Annotated in this window: 27 protein-coding genes; all 27 read right to left on the bottom strand. The window is 62.1% G+C overall.

All coding sequences use genetic code 11. The features are described from left to right. Positions 1 to 149: 149 nt before the first annotated feature. The gene (gene rpmJ, locus ACOOFO_RS05870) at positions 150 to 263 is read right to left on the bottom strand and encodes a 50S ribosomal protein L36 (RefSeq protein ID WP_223057265.1); all 114 of its coding nucleotides are present in this window, start codon (positions 261 to 263) and stop codon (positions 150 to 152) included. Positions 264 to 283: 20 nt separating this feature from the next. Further along, positions 284 to 1,639 carry a preprotein translocase subunit SecY gene (secY, locus tag ACOOFO_RS05865; protein ID WP_420428892.1) on the bottom strand — a complete coding sequence of 452 codons (1,356 nt, stop codon included), beginning with the start codon at positions 1,637 to 1,639 and terminating at the stop codon, positions 284 to 286. Positions 1,640 to 1,678: 39 nt separating this feature from the next. Further along, on the bottom strand, positions 1,679 to 2,125 hold the full coding sequence (gene rplO / locus ACOOFO_RS05860; RefSeq protein ID WP_420428890.1) for a 50S ribosomal protein L15: 447 nt from the start codon (positions 2,123 to 2,125) through the stop codon (positions 1,679 to 1,681). A 42-nt stretch (positions 2,126 to 2,167) separates the two neighbouring features. Then, positions 2,168 to 2,356 (bottom strand): 50S ribosomal protein L30, encoded by a 189-nt coding sequence (rpmD, locus tag ACOOFO_RS05855; RefSeq protein WP_420428888.1) that lies wholly within the window; start codon positions 2,354 to 2,356, stop codon positions 2,168 to 2,170. Next, the gene (rpsE, locus tag ACOOFO_RS05850) at positions 2,349 to 2,885 is read right to left on the bottom strand and encodes a 30S ribosomal protein S5 (RefSeq protein ID WP_420428886.1); all 537 of its coding nucleotides are present in this window, start codon (positions 2,883 to 2,885) and stop codon (positions 2,349 to 2,351) included. The genes rpmD and rpsE overlap by 8 nt, the downstream gene beginning before the upstream one ends. Positions 2,886 to 2,888: 3 nt before the next feature. Then, entirely contained in the window at positions 2,889 to 3,248 is a 360-nt protein-coding gene (gene rplR / locus ACOOFO_RS05845; protein ID WP_420428884.1) for a 50S ribosomal protein L18, read from the bottom strand. 19 nt (positions 3,249 to 3,267) lie between these two features. Then, a complete protein-coding gene (gene rplF, locus ACOOFO_RS05840; RefSeq protein ID WP_420428882.1) occupies positions 3,268 to 3,798 on the bottom strand; it encodes a 50S ribosomal protein L6 in 531 nt (176 codons plus the stop codon). A 36-nt stretch (positions 3,799 to 3,834) separates the two neighbouring features. Beyond that, complete coding sequence (rpsH, locus tag ACOOFO_RS05835) at positions 3,835 to 4,230, bottom strand: 30S ribosomal protein S8 (protein ID WP_420428880.1); 396 nt, start codon at positions 4,228 to 4,230, stop codon at positions 3,835 to 3,837. Positions 4,231 to 4,241: 11 nt separating this feature from the next. Continuing rightward, positions 4,242 to 4,547, bottom strand: a complete 306-nt coding sequence (gene rpsN, locus ACOOFO_RS05830) for a 30S ribosomal protein S14 (protein ID WP_420428878.1) — start codon at positions 4,545 to 4,547, stop codon at positions 4,242 to 4,244. 11 nt (positions 4,548 to 4,558) lie between these two features. Then, complete coding sequence (gene rplE / locus ACOOFO_RS05825; protein ID WP_420429658.1) at positions 4,559 to 5,086, bottom strand: 50S ribosomal protein L5; 528 nt, start codon at positions 5,084 to 5,086, stop codon at positions 4,559 to 4,561. Between the two features lie 28 nt (positions 5,087 to 5,114). Further along, positions 5,115 to 5,441 (bottom strand): 50S ribosomal protein L24, encoded by a 327-nt coding sequence (rplX, locus tag ACOOFO_RS05820; RefSeq protein ID WP_420428876.1) that lies wholly within the window; start codon positions 5,439 to 5,441, stop codon positions 5,115 to 5,117. Positions 5,442 to 5,461: 20 nt separating this feature from the next. Continuing rightward, entirely contained in the window at positions 5,462 to 5,827 is a 366-nt protein-coding gene (gene rplN, locus ACOOFO_RS05815) for a 50S ribosomal protein L14 (protein WP_223057274.1), read from the bottom strand. 10 nt (positions 5,828 to 5,837) lie between these two features. Next, positions 5,838 to 6,128 (bottom strand): 30S ribosomal protein S17, encoded by a 291-nt coding sequence (gene rpsQ, locus ACOOFO_RS05810; protein WP_420428874.1) that lies wholly within the window; start codon positions 6,126 to 6,128, stop codon positions 5,838 to 5,840. Positions 6,129 to 6,142: 14 nt separating this feature from the next. Then, the gene (rpmC, locus tag ACOOFO_RS05805; RefSeq protein ID WP_420428872.1) at positions 6,143 to 6,343 is read right to left on the bottom strand and encodes a 50S ribosomal protein L29; all 201 of its coding nucleotides are present in this window, start codon (positions 6,341 to 6,343) and stop codon (positions 6,143 to 6,145) included. Next, on the bottom strand, positions 6,343 to 6,756 hold the full coding sequence (gene rplP, locus ACOOFO_RS05800) for a 50S ribosomal protein L16 (protein WP_420428870.1): 414 nt from the start codon (positions 6,754 to 6,756) through the stop codon (positions 6,343 to 6,345). The genes rpmC and rplP overlap by 1 nt, the downstream gene beginning before the upstream one ends. A 14-nt stretch (positions 6,757 to 6,770) precedes the next feature. Then, on the bottom strand, positions 6,771 to 7,448 hold the full coding sequence (gene rpsC, locus ACOOFO_RS05795) for a 30S ribosomal protein S3 (protein ID WP_223057278.1): 678 nt from the start codon (positions 7,446 to 7,448) through the stop codon (positions 6,771 to 6,773). Between the two features lie 18 nt (positions 7,449 to 7,466). Further along, positions 7,467 to 7,799, bottom strand: a complete 333-nt coding sequence (gene rplV / locus ACOOFO_RS05790; protein WP_223057279.1) for a 50S ribosomal protein L22 — start codon at positions 7,797 to 7,799, stop codon at positions 7,467 to 7,469. 2 nt (positions 7,800 to 7,801) lie between these two features. Further along, positions 7,802 to 8,074, bottom strand: a complete 273-nt coding sequence (gene rpsS, locus ACOOFO_RS05785; RefSeq protein WP_043768393.1) for a 30S ribosomal protein S19 — start codon at positions 8,072 to 8,074, stop codon at positions 7,802 to 7,804. A 12-nt stretch (positions 8,075 to 8,086) separates the two neighbouring features. After that, a complete protein-coding gene (gene rplB / locus ACOOFO_RS05780) occupies positions 8,087 to 8,923 on the bottom strand; it encodes a 50S ribosomal protein L2 (RefSeq protein WP_420428867.1) in 837 nt (278 codons plus the stop codon). Positions 8,924 to 8,934: 11 nt separating this feature from the next. Next, a complete protein-coding gene (gene rplW / locus ACOOFO_RS05775) occupies positions 8,935 to 9,234 on the bottom strand; it encodes a 50S ribosomal protein L23 (RefSeq protein WP_420428865.1) in 300 nt (99 codons plus the stop codon). Continuing rightward, positions 9,231 to 9,833, bottom strand: coding sequence for a 50S ribosomal protein L4 (gene rplD / locus ACOOFO_RS05770; protein WP_420428863.1), 603 nt, complete (start codon positions 9,831 to 9,833; stop codon positions 9,231 to 9,233). The genes rplW and rplD overlap by 4 nt, the downstream gene beginning before the upstream one ends. Positions 9,834 to 9,855: 22 nt before the next feature. Further along, positions 9,856 to 10,494 (bottom strand): 50S ribosomal protein L3, encoded by a 639-nt coding sequence (gene rplC, locus ACOOFO_RS05765; RefSeq protein ID WP_420428861.1) that lies wholly within the window; start codon positions 10,492 to 10,494, stop codon positions 9,856 to 9,858. Positions 10,495 to 10,514: 20 nt separating this feature from the next. Continuing rightward, on the bottom strand, positions 10,515 to 10,832 hold the full coding sequence (gene rpsJ / locus ACOOFO_RS05760) for a 30S ribosomal protein S10 (protein WP_043768409.1): 318 nt from the start codon (positions 10,830 to 10,832) through the stop codon (positions 10,515 to 10,517). A 55-nt stretch (positions 10,833 to 10,887) separates the two neighbouring features. Next, the gene (gene tuf / locus ACOOFO_RS05755) at positions 10,888 to 12,078 is read right to left on the bottom strand and encodes an elongation factor Tu (RefSeq protein ID WP_420428843.1); all 1,191 of its coding nucleotides are present in this window, start codon (positions 12,076 to 12,078) and stop codon (positions 10,888 to 10,890) included. Positions 12,079 to 12,142: 64 nt separating this feature from the next. Then, positions 12,143 to 14,245 carry an elongation factor G gene (fusA, locus tag ACOOFO_RS05750; RefSeq protein WP_420428859.1) on the bottom strand — a complete coding sequence of 701 codons (2,103 nt, stop codon included), beginning with the start codon at positions 14,243 to 14,245 and terminating at the stop codon, positions 12,143 to 12,145. A gap of 45 nt (positions 14,246 to 14,290) precedes the next feature. Then, on the bottom strand, positions 14,291 to 14,761 hold the full coding sequence (gene rpsG, locus ACOOFO_RS05745; protein ID WP_420428857.1) for a 30S ribosomal protein S7: 471 nt from the start codon (positions 14,759 to 14,761) through the stop codon (positions 14,291 to 14,293). Between the two features lie 19 nt (positions 14,762 to 14,780). Further along, positions 14,781 to 15,158, bottom strand: a complete 378-nt coding sequence (gene rpsL, locus ACOOFO_RS05740; protein WP_223057754.1) for a 30S ribosomal protein S12 — start codon at positions 15,156 to 15,158, stop codon at positions 14,781 to 14,783. Positions 15,159 to 15,178: the final 20 nt, after the last annotated feature.

Below are 15,178 nucleotides of genomic sequence, written 5' to 3'. Positions count from 1 at the left end.
GCGGCGCTGAAAAAGGCGCGGGATTGTAAACGACTGACTGAAAAAATCAAGTGGGTGAACGCCATCGACAGGCAGAAGCTGCCCGCTGAAAGACGTTGACTGCCCCGCACTGTGGCTACGCACGCGTGCTTCGAACTCCGGGATGGCGATCAACCCTGGCGCTGCTTGTGGCGCGCATCCGTGCAGATCACGCGCACGGAGCCATTGCGGCGAATCACCTTGCAATTACGGCAGATCTTCTTGACTGAGGCACGAACTTTCATGACGACTTCCTGGACGCGACCTAGCGGATCTGGCCCGCGCGGCCGATGGTGTTGAGATTGGCTTTCTTGAGCACGCTCTCGTACTGGTGTGACATCAGATGCGACTGCAGCTGGGACATGAAGTCCATGGAGACCACCACCACGATCAGGAGCGACGTGCCGCCGAAGTAGAAGGGCACGCTCCACTGCGAATACAGGATCTCCGGCATCAGACAGATGGCCGTGATGTAGGCGGCGCCAACCACCGTGATGCGGGTGAGCACGGTGTCAATGTACTGCCCTGTCTGCAGCCCCGGGCGGATGCCGGGAATGAAGGCACCCGAGCGCTTCAGGTTATCGGCGGTGTCCTTGGAATCGAAGACCAGCGCCGTGTAGAAGAAGCAGAAGAAGATGATCATGCTCGCGTAGAGCAGGATGTAAACCGGCTGCCCGGGAGACAGCGTATTCGCGACGCTCTGCAGCGGCCCGGAACCCGCTTCCCCCATGAAACGGATCAGGGACGCCGGGAACAGAATGATGCTGGAGGCGAAGATCGGCGGGATGACGCCCGCCATGTTGAGCTTGAGCGGAAGATGCTGAGTCTGCGCAGCAAACACGCGACGGCCCTGCTGACGCTTGGCATGCTGCACCGGAATGCGCCGCTGTGCGCGCTCCATGAAGACCACGAACCAGGTCACGATCACGGCGAGGAACATGATCACCAGCACCTGGAAGGCGCTCATCTCACCTTCACTCGTGAGCTGCGCGATGGAGCCCAGCGCCGACGGCAACCCGGCCACGATGCCCGCAAAGATCAGGATCGAGATGCCGTTGCCGATACCACGCTCCGTGACCTGCTCGCCCAGCCACATCAGGAACATCGTGCCCGTGGTCAGCGAAACCGCGGCCACAAAGATGAAACCAATGCCGGGATTGATGGCCACGCCCGAGTTCTGCAGCGCCACTGAGGCACCGATGGACTGGAATCCGGCCAGTACCAGCGTGCCGTAGCGCGTGTAGCGCGTGATCGTACGGCGGCCCTGCTCCCCTTCCTTGCGCAGCTCCTTGAGCTGCGGCACCACGGCCGACAGCAGCTGCATGATGATCGAGGCCGAGATGTAGGGCATGACGCCCAGCGCAAAGATCGACAAACGCTCCAGTGCACCACCCGAAAACATGTTGAACATGTCAAGAATGGAACCACGCTGCTGCTCGAACAGCGCCGCCATCTGGACGGGATCGATGCCCGGTACCGGAATGAAGGTGCCGATCCGGAATACCACAAGCGCACCGAGCACAAACAGCAGGCGCGAGCGCACCTCCCCCAACTTCGAGAGATCCGGCCTCATGCCGGGTGCGGCAGCGGCGCCTCCGGGCGTCTGTGGTTTACGTGCCATGGTCAGCGATTCGTCAATTCGGGGAAATCAGGGTGCGCTTCAGCCCGCGGGGGAGTCGGCAATGCTGCCGCCAGCTGCTTCGATGGCCTGCCGCGCGCCCTTGGTAGCGGCAACGCCATTCAGCGCGACCTTGCACGTCAGCGTGCCCGAGCTGATGACCTTCGCCCGCTTGGCGGTGCGAGCGACGATGCCGGCTTCCTTCAGTGCCGCCAGATCGATGCTGTCCAGACCACAGCTTTCCAGCTCGGACAGGCGCACTTCGGCGCAATCACCCGCCATCTTGGAGCGAAAGCCACGCTTGGGCAGGCGGCGCTGCAGCGGCATCTGGCCGCCTTCGAAGCCGACCTTGCTGTAACCACCGGAACGCGAATGCTGACCCTTGTGGCCGCGACCCGCGGTCTTGCCCAGGCCCGAGCCGATGCCACGGCCGACGCGCTTGCGCGCGTGCTTGGAGCCGGCAGCGGGTTTGATGTCGTTCAGCTTCATGTGACGTATTCCCTACACAGCGCGCCAGGGCGCGCAATGGATCTAGATGTCTTCGACGCGGAGCAGGAACTCGGCCTTGCGCACCATGCCGAGATTCTCAGGCGTGGCAAGCACTTCTCGGGTGTCCCCGATCTTGCGCAGGCCGAGCCCGTTGACATTGTTCTGGTGCTGCTTCTGACGACCCGCCAGTGAACGCACCAGGGTGACGCGAATCTTCTTGGCTTCAGACATGGGACGCAGCCTCCCGGCCCAGGATCTCTTCCACGGTCTTGCCACGCTTGGCCGCCACTTCTTCCGGCAGATGCATGTCGGACAGGGCGTTGATGGTGGCGCGCACGAGGTTGATCGGATTGCGCGAGCCGTAGCTCTTGGCCAGCACGTTCTGCACTCCGGCCACTTCGAAGACGGCGCGCATGGCACCGCCGGCAATGACACCGGTACCGCTCGATGCGGGCCGCACGATCACGCGGGTAGCACCATGGTTGCCTTCGATGGCGTGCTGCACGGTTTCGCCGGCGAGTGCGACGCTGACCATGGTCTTGCGGGCCCGCTCCATCGCCTTCTGAATGGCCACCGGCACTTCGCGCGCCTTGCCATAACCAAAGCCCACGCGACCCTGGCCATCGCCGACCACCGTCAAGGCGGTGAAGGCGAACTGCTTACCGCCCTTGACCGTCTTGGAGACGCGGTTGATCGTGATCAGCTTTTCCTGCAGATCACTACCCTGACCGCTGTCGTACTGGTTGTCCTGCTTGCTCATTGATTAAAACTCCAGACCGGCTTCACGGGCAGCATCGGCCAACGCCTTGACCCGACCGTGGTACTTGAATCCCGAACGGTCGAAGGCAACCGATGTAACACCGGCTTCCTTGGCGCGACGCGCGATTTCGGTGCCGACAATGGCTGCGGCGGCGATATTGCCGGTCGAGCCTTCGATGCGGGCGGCCACTTCCTTCTCGGTGGTTGCGGCACTGGCAACCGTACGCGCGGCATCGGGGGCGATGATCTGCGCATAGATGTGGCGCGGCGTGCGGTTGATGCAGAGACGGAACTGCCCCAGGTCACGAATCTTGGCTCGCGCCTTCCGCGCCCGACGCAGTCGACTGTCTTTCTTGGTTTGCATGGCAATAAGTCCTGAGGCGCTACTTCTTCTTGGCTTCCTTCATGACAACGCGCTCGCCTTCATAGCGAACACCCTTGCCCTTGTAAGGCTCCGGCGGGCGAATGGCCCGGATTTCCGCAGCCGCCTGGCCTACGGCCTGACGGTCCGCTCCCGTGAGTACGATCTCGGTCTGCGTCGGCGTCTGCGCCGATACGCCTTCCGGCAGCTGGTAATCCACGGGGTTCGAGTAGCCCAGCTGGAGGTTGATTTTGTTGCCCTGGGCGGCGGCTCGGTAACCAACGCCAATCAGCTGCAGCTTGCGCTGGAAGCCTTCGGTGACACCCACGACCATGTTGTTGAGGTTGGCACGCATGGTGCCCGCCATCGACGGATTCTTTTCCGCGCTGGCATCACTCACACGAACCTTGTCCCCTTCCTGCTCCAACTCGATCCCCGGGTACAGGGTCATATGCAGCGTGGCTTTGCTGCCTTTCACCGAGACGGCACTGCCGTCAATGGTGACTTCGACCCCCTTTGGGATCGTGACTGGCGCTTTGGCAACTCGAAACATGTTGCTGTTTCCTAGATAGCGGTGATGAACGTCGCCTTAGGCGACGTAACAGAGAACCTCGCCCCCGATGCCTTCCTCTCGTGCCTGGCGATCCGTGCGCAGGCCGCGCGAAGTCGACACGATGGCGACACCGAGTCCGCCCATGACACTGGGCAACTCGCTCTTGCCACGGAACATCCGCAGCGACGGCTTGCTGGCGCGCTCGAGACGCTCGATCACGGGCTTGCCACCGTAATACTTCAGGGTCACGGTAATCGTGGCCTGGGCACCTTCGCCGCTCATCGCCACATCCGTGATGTAGCCTTCGGACTTGAGGACTTCCGCCAGATGCAGCTTCAGCTTCGAGGCCGGCGCGCTGACCGTGCGCTTGCCTGCGGCCTGGCCGTTACGGATGCGGGTAAGAAAATCGCTGATGGGATCATTCATGCTCATGACAGATGCTCCTACCAGCTGGACTTCTTGAGACCCGGAATCTCGCCGTCCATGGCTGCCTTGCGCAGCACATTGCGGCCAAGACCGAACTTCCGGTAGACCCCGCGCGGACGACCAGTGATGGCACAGCGATTCTGGCCGCGACTCGGGCTGGAATCACGCGGCAGCTTCTGTAGCGCGACCACAGCGGCCATCTTGTCCTCGTAGCTCGCGGTCTCGCTGCTGATCGTCTGCTTGAGCGCTGCACGCTTGTTGGCGTATTTCGCGGCCAACTTGGCGCGCTTGCGCTCACGGTTAATCATGCTTTGCTTTGCCATGCGTCAAATGCCTACTTGCGGAAGGGGAAGCCGAAGGCGTCGAGCAACATCCGGCCTTCTTCGTTGGTCTTTGCGCTGGTCGTGAACGTGATGTTCATGCCGCGCATCTTGTCGATCTTGTCGTAGTCGATCTCGGGAAAGATGATCTGCTCATTGATCCCGAAATTGAAATTGCCCGATCCGTCGAAACCGCGTGCGGAGATACCGCGGAAGTCGCGCAGACGCGGCAGACCGATATGGATCAGTCGCTCAAGAAACTCGTACATGCGAGCGCCACGCAGCGTGACCTTGGTACCGATCGGAAACTCTTCACGAATATTGAAGCCCGCGATGGCCTTGCGTGCCTTGGTGATCACCGGCTTCTGACCGGCAATGGCAGTCAGGTCCGCCACGGCGTGTTCGAGCACCTTGCGATCGCGCACGGCCTCGCCCACACCCATGTTGAGCGTGATCTTCAGGAGCCGTGGCACGGCATTGATATTGCAGCCCAGCTGCTGCTGCAGTTCACCGCGCAACTTGTCGCGGTACAGCGCCTGCATGTTCGGGACGGGCTTGCTGGCGGCTTGCTCAGCCATCGACCACCTCACCATTGGATTTGAAATAACGCACCTTGCGGGCCGCATCGCCTTCGCCTTCCAGGCGGTAACCGATGCGGTCGCCCTTCTCGGCCTTGGCGTTCCACAGCATCACGTTGGAGATATGCAATGGCATCTCCTTGTCCACCACACCACCCGGTACCCCATTGTTCGGATCCGGCTTCTGGTGCTTCTTGACGACGTTGACGCCTTCCACCAGCACGCGGTCTTCACCGACGATCCGGCTGACGGTGCCGCGACGGCCCTTGTCCTTGCCAGCGATGACAATGACGTCATCACCCTTGCGAATTCGCTTCATGACTCGATCCTGCCTGACCGCTAGAGGACTTCCGGGGCGAGCGAGATAATCCGCATGTACTTCTCGCGGAGCTCGCGCGTCACCGGGCCAAAGATTCGGGTTCCGATGGGGTTGCCGTTGTTGTCCAGCAACACCGCAGCGTTGGTGTCGAAGCGGATGGCCGAACCGTCGGGCCGCCGCACTGGATGACGGGTGCGCACGATGACCGCCTTGTGCACGTCGCCCTTCTTCACCTTGCCGCGCGGAATGGCGTCTTTGACGGTGACCTTCACCACGTCGCCCACATGTGCGTAACGCCGGCCGGTAGAGCCGACGACGCGGATCACCTGGACCATCTTGGCGCCGCTGTTATCCGCTGCCAGAAGAGTGGATTCCTGTTGAATCATTGCTCGCTCCTCAGCTTGCCGCGGAAAGGACGGTGGCGCGTTCGACGACCTCGACGAGCGTGAACGCCTTGTGCCGCGAAATCGGGCGACAGGAGCGGATCGACACCAGGTCGCCCTCGCGGGCAAGGTTCTCGGCGTCGTGCACCTTGATCTTCGTCGACCGGCGAATGTACTTGTTGTACAGGCCGTGACGGATGCGACGCTCGATCTTCACGGTGGCGGTCTTGTCCATCTTGTCGGACACGACTACCCCGTAGAGGACGCGCTGCGCGCTGCTGTTTTCTTGCTTCTCTTCCGACATTGCTGTTCGTCCTGTTAGGCCTGCGCGCGACGCATGATGGTCTTCACGCGCGCGATGTTGCGGCGCACTTCACGCATGCGATGCGTTTGCGTGAGCTGGCCGGTGGCCGCCTGCATGCGGAGGTTGAACTGCTCCTTGCGGAGCGCCTCCAGCTCGGCGGTCAGCCCGGCGGCATCCTTGTTTGCGATGCTCTTGAGGTAATCGGTGCTTTTCATTACATGATCGTCCGGTTGACGAATTCAGTACGCACGGGGAGCTTGGCAGCAGCCAGACGGAAGGCCTCGCGGGCCACTTCCTCGGACACCCCTTCCATTTCATAGATCATGCGGCCCGGCTGAACCTTGGCAGCCCAGTACTCCACGTTGCCCTTGCCCTTACCCATACGGACTTCGAGCGGCTTGCTCGTCACCGGGGTGTCGGGGAAGACGCGGATCCAGATCTTGCCGCCACGCTTGACGTGACGGTTGATGGCACGACGCGCTGCTTCGATCTGACGGGCGGACAGCCGACCGTGCTCCATGCACTTCAGGCCGTATTCGCCGAAGGAGACCTTATTGCCACGCAGCGCCAGGCCACGGTTCTTGCCCTTTTGCTGCTTGCGGTACTTGGTTCGCTTGGGTTGCATCATGGCAGGCGTTCTCCTTAGCTGGCGGCTTCGGCCGGCTCAGCGGCGGCCTTGTCGGCTTCAAACTGCTCACCATTGAAGACCCACACCTTCACACCGATGATTCCGTATGTGGTGTGCGCTTCGGCCAGCCCATAATCAATGTTGGCGCGCAGGGTATGCAGCGGTACGCGACCTTCGCGGTACCACTCGGTGCGCGCAATCTCAGCGCCGTTGAGACGGCCGCTGACCTGAATCTTGATACCGCCAGCGCCAATGCGCATGGCGTTCTGCACCGAGCGCTTCATGGCACGACGGAACATGATGCGGCGCTCGAGCTGCTGGGCCACAGATTCCGCGATCAGATAGGCGTCGAGTTCCGGCTTGCGGATTTCCTCCACCGACACGTGCACGGCTTCTGCGCGCAGGCCCATCTTCTTGGCGACGTCCTGCTTCAGCTTCTCGATGTCTTCGCCCTTCTTGCCGATCACGATGCCCGGACGGGCGGTGTGAATCGTCAAACGTGCCGACTTCGACGGACGGTCGATCTGAATGCGCGACACCGAGGCCTTGGCCAGGCGCTTGCGCACGAATTCCCGCACTTCGATATCGGTAGCGAGTTGGTCGCGATAGACGTCGCGCTCAGCATACCAATTCGAGCGCCAGCTCGTCGTAATGCCGAGGCGAAAGCCGTTCGGATGAACCTTATGACCCATGAGCTCTAATCCTGCTTCTTATTGATCCGCGACCCGGACCGTGATGTGACTGGTGGGCTTGACGATCCGGTCTGCACGCCCCTTGGCGCGCGGCATCATGCGCTTGATCTGCGGTCCGGCATCCACCGTGATGGCCGACACGCGCAGCTCATCCACGTCCGCGCCGAAGTTGTTTTCGGCGTTGGCGATGGCGGATTCCAGCACCTTGCGGATCACCGCAGCGGCCTTCTTGTTCGAGAAGCGCAGGGTGGCGAGCGCCTGATCAACCGGCTTGCCGCGAATCTGGTCGGCAACGAGACGACCCTTCTGGGGAGAAAGCCGCGCATAGCGCAGCAGCGAATGCGTCTGCATGTCTATCGCGCCTTCTTGTCGGCGACGTGACCCTTGAAGGTGCGCGTCGGAGCAAACTCACCCAGCTTGTGGCCCACCATATTCTCGGTGACGAAGACCGGCATGTGCTGACGGCCGTTGTGCACCTGCATGGTCAGACCCACCATGTCCGGCGTCACCATCGAGCGGCGCGACCAGGTCTTGATCGGGCGCTTGACGCGCGAGGCCTGCGCCTCGTCAACCTTCTTGGCCAGGTGATGATCCACGAATGGTCCTTTCTTCAATGAACGTGGCATAGCTATACCTCGTTACTTCTTTTTCTTACCGCGCTTACGCACGATGAATGAGTCGGTGCGCTTGTTACGGCGCGTCTTGTAGCCCTTGGTCGGCTGCCCCCACGGGGACACCGGGTGCGGGTTGCCCTGCCCGGAACGACCTTCACCACCACCGTGCGGGTGATCGACCGGGTTCATGACCGTGCCGCGCACCGTGGGACGAATACCCTTCCAGCGCGTTGCACCGGCCTTGCCGAGCACGCGAAGGCTGTGTTCCGAATTGGCCACCTCGCCAACGACCGCACGGCACTCGCTGAGCACCTTGCGCATCTCGCCGGAGCGAAGCCGAAGGGTGACGTACTGCCCTTCCCTGGCAACCAGCTGCACCGCGGCGCCCGCCGAGCGGGCGATCTGCGCACCCTTGCCGGGCCGCATCTCGATGCAATGGATCGTGGTACCGACCGGAATGTTCCGCATCGGGAGGCAGCAGCCGGGCTTGACCGGTGCAGACTCGCCGCTGAAGACCTTGTCACCGACCTTCAAATTGCGGGGCGCAATGATATACCGACGCTCGCCATCCGCATAGACCAGCAGCGCAATATTTGCGCTCCGATTCGGGTCATGCTCAAGGCGTTCCACCGTGCCCGGGATGCCGTCCTTGGTGCGCTTGAAGTCGATGATGCGATAGTGCTGCTTGTGACCGCCGCCGCGATGACGCGTCGTGATGCGACCGGCATTATTGCGGCCACCGCTCTTCGACTCCTTCTCCACCAACGGCCCATGGGGACGCCCACGGTAAAGATCCTTGTTGACGACCTTTACCTGGTGACGACGTCCGTTTGACGTGGGTTTGCTCTTCTGGATCGCCATGCTGTCGGCTCCTAGTTCATCTGCCCGAGGAAGTCGATTTCACTTCCTTCGGCGAGCGTGACGTAGGCCTTCTTCCAGTCGGAACGACGGCCCATACTGCGCCCGAAGCGCTTCGTCTTGCCCTTGACATTCAATACGTTGACCTTGGTCACCTGGACGTCGAACAGCTTCTCGACAGCCTCGCGGATCTCCGGCTTGGTCGCGTCACGCGCTACCTTGAACACGACCTGGTTGTCGTTCTCGGCCACGCGGTTGGCCTTTTCCGAGATCAGCGGCGCCCGGATAATCTGATGCAAGCGATCCACATTCATGACAGCCACGCCTCGATCTTCTTGACGGCGGCCTCGGTCATGACCACCTTCTCGTGGGACAACAGGCTCACCGGATTGACCGCCTCGACGTCCACAACCCCCACCTTGTGCAGGTTGCGCGCCGCCAGGTGCAGCGACTCCGTGACGGCATCGGTCACAATCAGTACATCGGAGGCTTCCATCGCCTTCAACGCCTGAACCAACTCCTTGGTCTTGCCGCTGACCTCGAAGGAGGGCACCACAATGAGATGCTCGCTGCGCGTCAGCTCCGAGAAGATGCTGCGCATGGCGCCGCGATACATCTTGCGGTTCACCTTCTGCGCGTGATCACGCGGGCGCGCGGCAAAGGTCACACCGCCTCCACGCCAGATCGGGCTGCGGATGGTACCTGCACGCGCCCGCCCGGTGCCCTTCTGGCGCCACGGCTTCTTGCCGCCGCCGCGAACATCGGAGCGCGTCTTCTGTGCCTTGGTGCCAGAGCGTGCACCCGCCAGATAGGCGGTGACGACCTGGTGTACGAGCGCTTCATTGAAGTCTGCGGCAAAGACCGCGTCGTTCACCTGAAGGGCGTTGCCACCGTTCTTGACTGCCAGTTCCATGGTCTTACTTCCTTTCCTCGACCTAGCTGCGCTTGCTGGGTCGGACGACGACCGTACCGCCGCGTGCGCCGGGCACCGCGCCCTTGACGAGCAGCAGGTTGCGCTCGGCGTCGACGCGTACGACATCGAGATTGATGGAGGTCACGCGGCTGTTGCCCATCTGACCGGACATCTTCTTGCCCTTGAACACGCGACCCGGTGACTGGTTCTGACCGATCGAACCCGGGGAGCGATGCGACAGGGAGGCACCGTGGCTGGCACGACCGCCGCCAAAGCCCCAGCGCTTCACCGTACCGGCGAAACCCTTACCGATGCTGGTGCCGCGCACGTCCACCGACTTGACCTCGGCAAAGGCATCGACGCGAATTTCAGAACCGGGCACCAGGTCATCACCCTCACCCTCTTCCAGCCGCACTTCCCACAGGCCCTGGCCCGGCGCGACGCCGGCCGCCTTGAAGTGGCCCAGTTCGGCCTTGCTCAGGCGCTGCGGCTTGGCTTCACCACGGGTGATCTGGATGGCGCGGTAGCCGTCGTTCTCCAGGGTCTTGACCTGGGCGACGCGGTTCGGCGTGCACTCGATCACGGTTACCGGGATCGACGCACCGTTGTCGTCGAAAATCCGGGTCATGCCGCGCTTGATGCCAACGATTTCAATACTCATCTGTCTGGCTCCTCAGCGCGTTAACCGAGCTTGATCTGGACCTCGACACCCGCCGGAAGATCGAGCTTGGACAGTGCGTCCACGGTCTTCTCGGTGGGGTCGACGATCTGCATAAGCCGCTTGTGGGTACGGATCTCGTACTGATCACGGGCGTCCTTGTAGACGTGCGGCGATACGAGAATGGTGTACCGCTCACGACGGGTCGGTAGCGGAATCGGTCCGCGAACGAGTGCACCCGTGCGCTTTGCGGTTTCAACGATTTCACGCGCCGACCGGTCGATCAGACGATGATCGAAGGCTTTCAGCCGGATGCGTATCGATTGGCTAGCTGCGGCCATGCTTGCTGAACTCGGTTACGTTAAAGAACGGGAGGCTGAGGGCGTATGCCCGGCCTCAGGCGAGAATCTTCGCGACGACGCCGGCGCCGACGGTGCGGCCGCCTTCGCGGATCGCGAAGCGCAGGCCTTCTTCCATGGCGATCGGCGCAATCAGCTCAACCTTCAGGTTGACGTTGTCGCCCGGCATCACCATCTCGGTGCCGTCCGGCAGCGTGACGTTGCCCGTCACGTCCGTCGTCCGGAAGTAGAACTGCGGACGGTAGCCCGCAAAGAACGGCGTGTGACGGCCGCCCTCTTCCTTCTTGAGGATGTACACCTCGGATTCAAACTGGGTGTGCGGCGTGATGCTGCCCGGCTTGGCCAGCACCTGACCACGCTCGATGTCTTCGCGCTTCACACCACGCAGCAGCACACCGACGTTGTCGCCCGCTTCGCCCTGGTCCAGCAGCTTGCGGAACATCTCCACACCCGTGACCGTGGTCTTGGTGGTCTTCTTGATGCCGACGATCTCGACTTCTTCGCCGGTCTTGATCACGCCACGCTCCACACGACCCGTGGCCACGGTGCCGCGACCCGAAATCGAGAACACGTCTTCCACCGGCATCAGGAAGGCGCCGTCAATGGCACGCTCCGGCTCCGGAATGAAGGTGTCCATCGCTTCGATCAGCTTGGCAATGGCCTGCGCACCGAACTCGCCTTCGTCGCCTTCCAGCGCCTTCAGCGCCGAACCGGTAATGATCGGGGTGTCGTCGCCCGGGAAGTCGTACTGGCTCAGCAGATCACGCACTTCCATCTCAACCAGCTCAAGCAGCTCGGCGTCGTCCACCATGTCGGCCTTGTTCAGGAACACGACAATGTGCGGCACGCCCACCTGACGGGCCAGCAGAATGTGCTCACGCGTCTGCGGCATCGGGCCGTCAGCCGCCGACACCACCAGAATCGCGCCGTCCATCTGCGCCGCACCGGTGATCATGTTCTTCACATAGTCCGCGTGACCCGGGCAGTCCACGTGCGCGTAGTGACGCACCGCCGACTCATACTCCACGTGCGCCGTCGAAATCGTGATGCCACGCGCCTTCTCTTCCGGCGCCTTGTCAATCATGTCAAACGCCTGCGCTTCACCGCCATACAACCGGGCCTGACACACCGTCAACGCCGCCGTCAGCGTCGTCTTGCCGTGGTCAACGTGCCCAATCGTCCCCACATTCACGTGCGGCTTGGTGCGTTCAAATTTTGCCTTGGCCATTGTTCTTGCTTCCTAGGTACTGAATAACAGTCGATGGTGAATGACGATATGCGAGCGCCGCGACTTAGGCGGCAGCCTGCTTGATGAGCGCTGCCGCCACACTGGCCGGCGCCTCGTCGTACTTCTTGAATTCCATGGAGTAGGTCGCACGGCCCTGGCTCATCGAGCGCAGCGTCGTCGAGTATCCAAACATCTCGGACAGCGGCACTTCCGCCTCGATGATCTTGCCGGAGGGGCTGTCCTCGTTGCCCTGCACGAGGCCACGGCGCTTGGAAAGGTCACCCATGACGTCGCCCATGTAGTCTTCCGGCGTAACCACCTCGACCTTCATGATCGGCTCGAGGATGACCGGATCCGCCTTGCGTGCGCCGTCCTTGAAACCCATGGAAGCGGCGATCTTGAAGGCCATTTCGCTGGAGTCGACATCGTGGTAGGAGCCGTCGAAAAGCGTGACCTTGACGTCCACCATCGGGTAGCCGCCGAGCACGCCGTTACGCATCTGCTCCTGCACGCCCTTGTCGACCGAGTTGATGTAGTCCTTGGGAACCACACCACCCACGATGCTGTTGACGAACTTGTAGCCCTCGCCCGCTTCCTGCGGCTCGATACGCAGCCACACGTGCCCGTACTGACCGCGGCCACCCGACTGGCGAACGAACTTGCCTTCGGCTTCCACCTGGCTCTTGATCGTTTCGCGGTAGGCCACCTGCGGCTTGCCGATGTTGGCGTCCACACCGAATTCGCGCCGCAGGCGATCGATCAGCACTTCGAGGTGCAGCTCGCCCATGCCCGAGATGATGGTCTGGCCGGACTCTTCGTCGGTATGCACGCGGAAGGAAGGATCCTCGATTGCCAGCTTCTGCAGCGCGGTCGCCATCTTTTCCTGGTCGGCCTTGGTCTTGGGCTCCACCGCCTGGCTAATCACCGGCTCCGGGAACTCCATGCGCTCCAGCATGATCTGGTTATTCGGATCACACAGCGTGGTACCGGTGACGATGTGCGAAATGCCGACACAGGCGGCGATGTCGCCGGCGTGGACCGACTTCACCTCTTCCCGCTTGTTCGAGTGCATCTGCAGCAGACGACCAATGCGCTCCTTCTTGCCGGAGACCGGGTTGAACACGGAATCGCCGGCATTGAGCACGCCCGAGTAGACGCGGATGAAGGTGAGACTGCCGACATACTTGTCGGACATGATCTTGAAAGCCAGCGCAGCGAAGGGCTCGTCGTCGGAGGCCTTGCGTACCAGCTTCTTCTCGGCGTCGTTCGGGTCGGTACCTTCCACTGCCGGCACCTGGGTCGGGCTCGGCATGTAGCGGATGACCGCGTCCAGCATGAACTGCACGCCCTTGTTCTTGAAGGCCGTACCGCACATCATCGGCACGATGTCGCGCGACAGGGTCAGCGCGCGCAGTCCGTCGTACAGTTCCTCGTTCGAGAGCGCACCCTCGTTGAGGTACTTGTCCATCATTTCTTCACTGCTTTCGGCCACCGCCTCCAGCATGTGCTCGCGCCACTTCTCGGCCTCGTCCTTCAGGTTCTCCGGAATGTCACGCAGCTCATAGGTCATTCCCATGTCTTCCGCGTTCCAGTAGATGGCCTTCATGGTGATGAGGTCGACCACACCTTCAAAGTCTTCCTCGGCACCGATCGGAATGACGATCGGCACGGGGTTGGCCTTCAGGCGGGAGCGCATCTGCTCGACGACCTTGAAGAAGTCGGCACCGGTACGGTCCATCTTGTTGACGAAGCCCATGCGCGGCACGCGGTACTTGGTCGCCTGCCGCCAGACGGTTTCCGACTGCGGCTGCACGCCACCCACGGCGCAATAGACCATGACGGCACCGTCGAGCACGCGCATGGAGCGCTCCACTTCGATGGTGAAGTCCACGTGTCCAGGGGTATCGATGATGTTGACGCGGTGCTCGTCGAACTGCTTGTCCATGCCCTGCCAAAAACAGGTCGTGGCCGCCGACGTGATGGTGATGCCGCGCTCCTGCTCCTGCTCCATCCAGTCCATGGTCGCGGCGCCATCATGCACCTCGCCCATCTTGTGGGAGACACCGGTGTAGAACAGGACGCGCTCGGTCGTCGTCGTCTTTCCGGCATCAATATGCGCGGAAATACCGATGTTGCGATAGCGCTCAATGGGCGTATTGCGGGCCACGATGAATACCTCGACTAAATCTGTGCGGACAGTTCGGACAACGCGCTACCAGCGGAAGTGCGAGAAGGCCTTGTTGGCCTCCGCCATGCGGTGCGTGTCTTCGCGTTTCTTGACGGCGGCGCCGCGGCTTTCGGCCGCGTCCATGAGCTCACCGGCGAGGCGCTGGGCCATGCCCTGCTCGCCGCGCTTGCGGGTAGCGTCGATGATCCAGCGCATGGCCAGGGTGTTGCGACGCACGGTGCGGACTTCGACCGGCACCTGATAGGTCGCACCACCGACGCGGCGCGACTTGACCTCGACGGTCGGGCGCACGTTCTCGAGCGCCTGCTCGACCACCGGCAGCGGGTCATCAATGCCCTGCTTGGCCTGGACGATGTCGAGGGCACCGTAGACGATCTTCTCGGCCACGGAGCGCTTGCCCGAGAACATCAACATGTTGATGAACTTGGCGAGCAGTTCGGAATGGAATTTGGGGTCCGGGAGGACCTTGCGGGCTTCTGCACGACGGCGGCGCATGACGAACTCCTAGCTGCTCTTAGCTGGACTTGGGGCGCTTGGCGCCGTACTTGGAACGGCCCTGGCGGCGCTTGTCGATGCCGGCGCAATCAAGGGCGCCGCGCACGGTGTGATAACGCACACCCGGAAGGTCCTTCACACGCCCGCCACGGATGAGCACCACGGAGTGCTCCTGCAGGTTGTGGCCTTCGCCGCCGATGTAGGAAATCACCTCGTAACCATTGGTCAGGCGCACCTTGCACACCTTCCGCATGGCCGAGTTCGGCTTCTTCGGGGTGGTGGTATACACACGGGTACACACGCCGCGACGCTGCGGGCTCTTGCCCAGCGCGGGCACCTTGGACTGGGGCGCGCGGGTTGAACGGCCCTTGCGCACTAACTGATTGATCGTTGGCACGATGGTGACTTCCGACTTAT

It is taken from the genome of Algiphilus sp., assembly GCF_965216485.1.
GTDB lineage: Bacteria > Pseudomonadota > Gammaproteobacteria > Nevskiales > Nevskiaceae > Algiphilus.
This window is presented reverse-complemented; position numbering and strand designations above follow the sequence as displayed.

Bases quoted from the DNA above. Each gene is read 5' to 3' on its own strand.
- rpmJ (WP_223057265.1), bottom strand. From the start codon at position 263: ATGAAAGTTCGTGCCTCAGTCAAGAAGATCTGCCGTAATTGCAAGGTG.
- secY (WP_420428892.1), bottom strand. From the start codon at position 1,639: ATGGCACGTAAACCACAGACGCCCGGAGGCGCCGCTGCCGCACCCGGC.
- rplO (WP_420428890.1), bottom strand. From the start codon at position 2,125: ATGAAGCTGAACGACATCAAACCCGCTGCCGGCTCCAAGCACGCGCGC.
- rpmD (WP_420428888.1), bottom strand. From the start codon at position 2,356: ATGTCTGAAGCCAAGAAGATTCGCGTCACCCTGGTGCGTTCACTGGCG.
- rpsE (WP_420428886.1), bottom strand. From the start codon at position 2,885: ATGAGCAAGCAGGACAACCAGTACGACAGCGGTCAGGGTAGTGATCTG.
- rplR (WP_420428884.1), bottom strand. From the start codon at position 3,248: ATGCAAACCAAGAAAGACAGTCGACTGCGTCGGGCGCGGAAGGCGCGA.
- rplF (WP_420428882.1), bottom strand. From the start codon at position 3,798: ATGTTTCGAGTTGCCAAAGCGCCAGTCACGATCCCAAAGGGGGTCGAA.
- rpsH (WP_420428880.1), bottom strand. From the start codon at position 4,230: ATGAGCATGAATGATCCCATCAGCGATTTTCTTACCCGCATCCGTAAC.
- rpsN (WP_420428878.1), bottom strand. From the start codon at position 4,547: ATGGCAAAGCAAAGCATGATTAACCGTGAGCGCAAGCGCGCCAAGTTG.
- rplE (WP_420429658.1), bottom strand. From the start codon at position 5,086: ATGCAGGCGCTGTACCGCGACAAGTTGCGCGGTGAACTGCAGCAGCAG.
- rplX (WP_420428876.1), bottom strand. From the start codon at position 5,441: ATGAAGCGAATTCGCAAGGGTGATGACGTCATTGTCATCGCTGGCAAG.
- rplN (WP_223057274.1), bottom strand. From the start codon at position 5,827: ATGATTCAACAGGAATCCACTCTTCTGGCAGCGGATAACAGCGGCGCC.
- rpsQ (WP_420428874.1), bottom strand. From the start codon at position 6,128: ATGTCGGAAGAGAAGCAAGAAAACAGCAGCGCGCAGCGCGTCCTCTAC.
- rpmC (WP_420428872.1), bottom strand. From the start codon at position 6,343: ATGAAAAGCACCGATTACCTCAAGAGCATCGCAAACAAGGATGCCGCC.
- rplP (WP_420428870.1), bottom strand. From the start codon at position 6,756: ATGATGCAACCCAAGCGAACCAAGTACCGCAAGCAGCAAAAGGGCAAG.
- rpsC (WP_223057278.1), bottom strand. From the start codon at position 7,448: ATGGGTCATAAGGTTCATCCGAACGGCTTTCGCCTCGGCATTACGACG.
- rplV (WP_223057279.1), bottom strand. From the start codon at position 7,799: ATGCAGACGCATTCGCTGCTGCGCTATGCGCGGCTTTCTCCCCAGAAG.
- rpsS (WP_043768393.1), bottom strand. From the start codon at position 8,074: ATGCCACGTTCATTGAAGAAAGGACCATTCGTGGATCATCACCTGGCC.
- rplB (WP_420428867.1), bottom strand. From the start codon at position 8,923: ATGGCGATCCAGAAGAGCAAACCCACGTCAAACGGACGTCGTCACCAG.
- rplW (WP_420428865.1), bottom strand. From the start codon at position 9,234: ATGAATGTGGATCGCTTGCATCAGATTATCCGGGCGCCGCTGATCTCG.
- rplD (WP_420428863.1), bottom strand. From the start codon at position 9,833: ATGGAACTGGCAGTCAAGAACGGTGGCAACGCCCTTCAGGTGAACGAC.
- rplC (WP_420428861.1), bottom strand. From the start codon at position 10,494: ATGAGTATTGAAATCGTTGGCATCAAGCGCGGCATGACCCGGATTTTC.
- rpsJ (WP_043768409.1), bottom strand. From the start codon at position 10,832: ATGGCCGCAGCTAGCCAATCGATACGCATCCGGCTGAAAGCCTTCGAT.
- tuf (WP_420428843.1), bottom strand. From the start codon at position 12,078: ATGGCCAAGGCAAAATTTGAACGCACCAAGCCGCACGTGAATGTGGGG.
- rpsG (WP_420428857.1), bottom strand. From the start codon at position 14,761: ATGCGCCGCCGTCGTGCAGAAGCCCGCAAGGTCCTCCCGGACCCCAAA.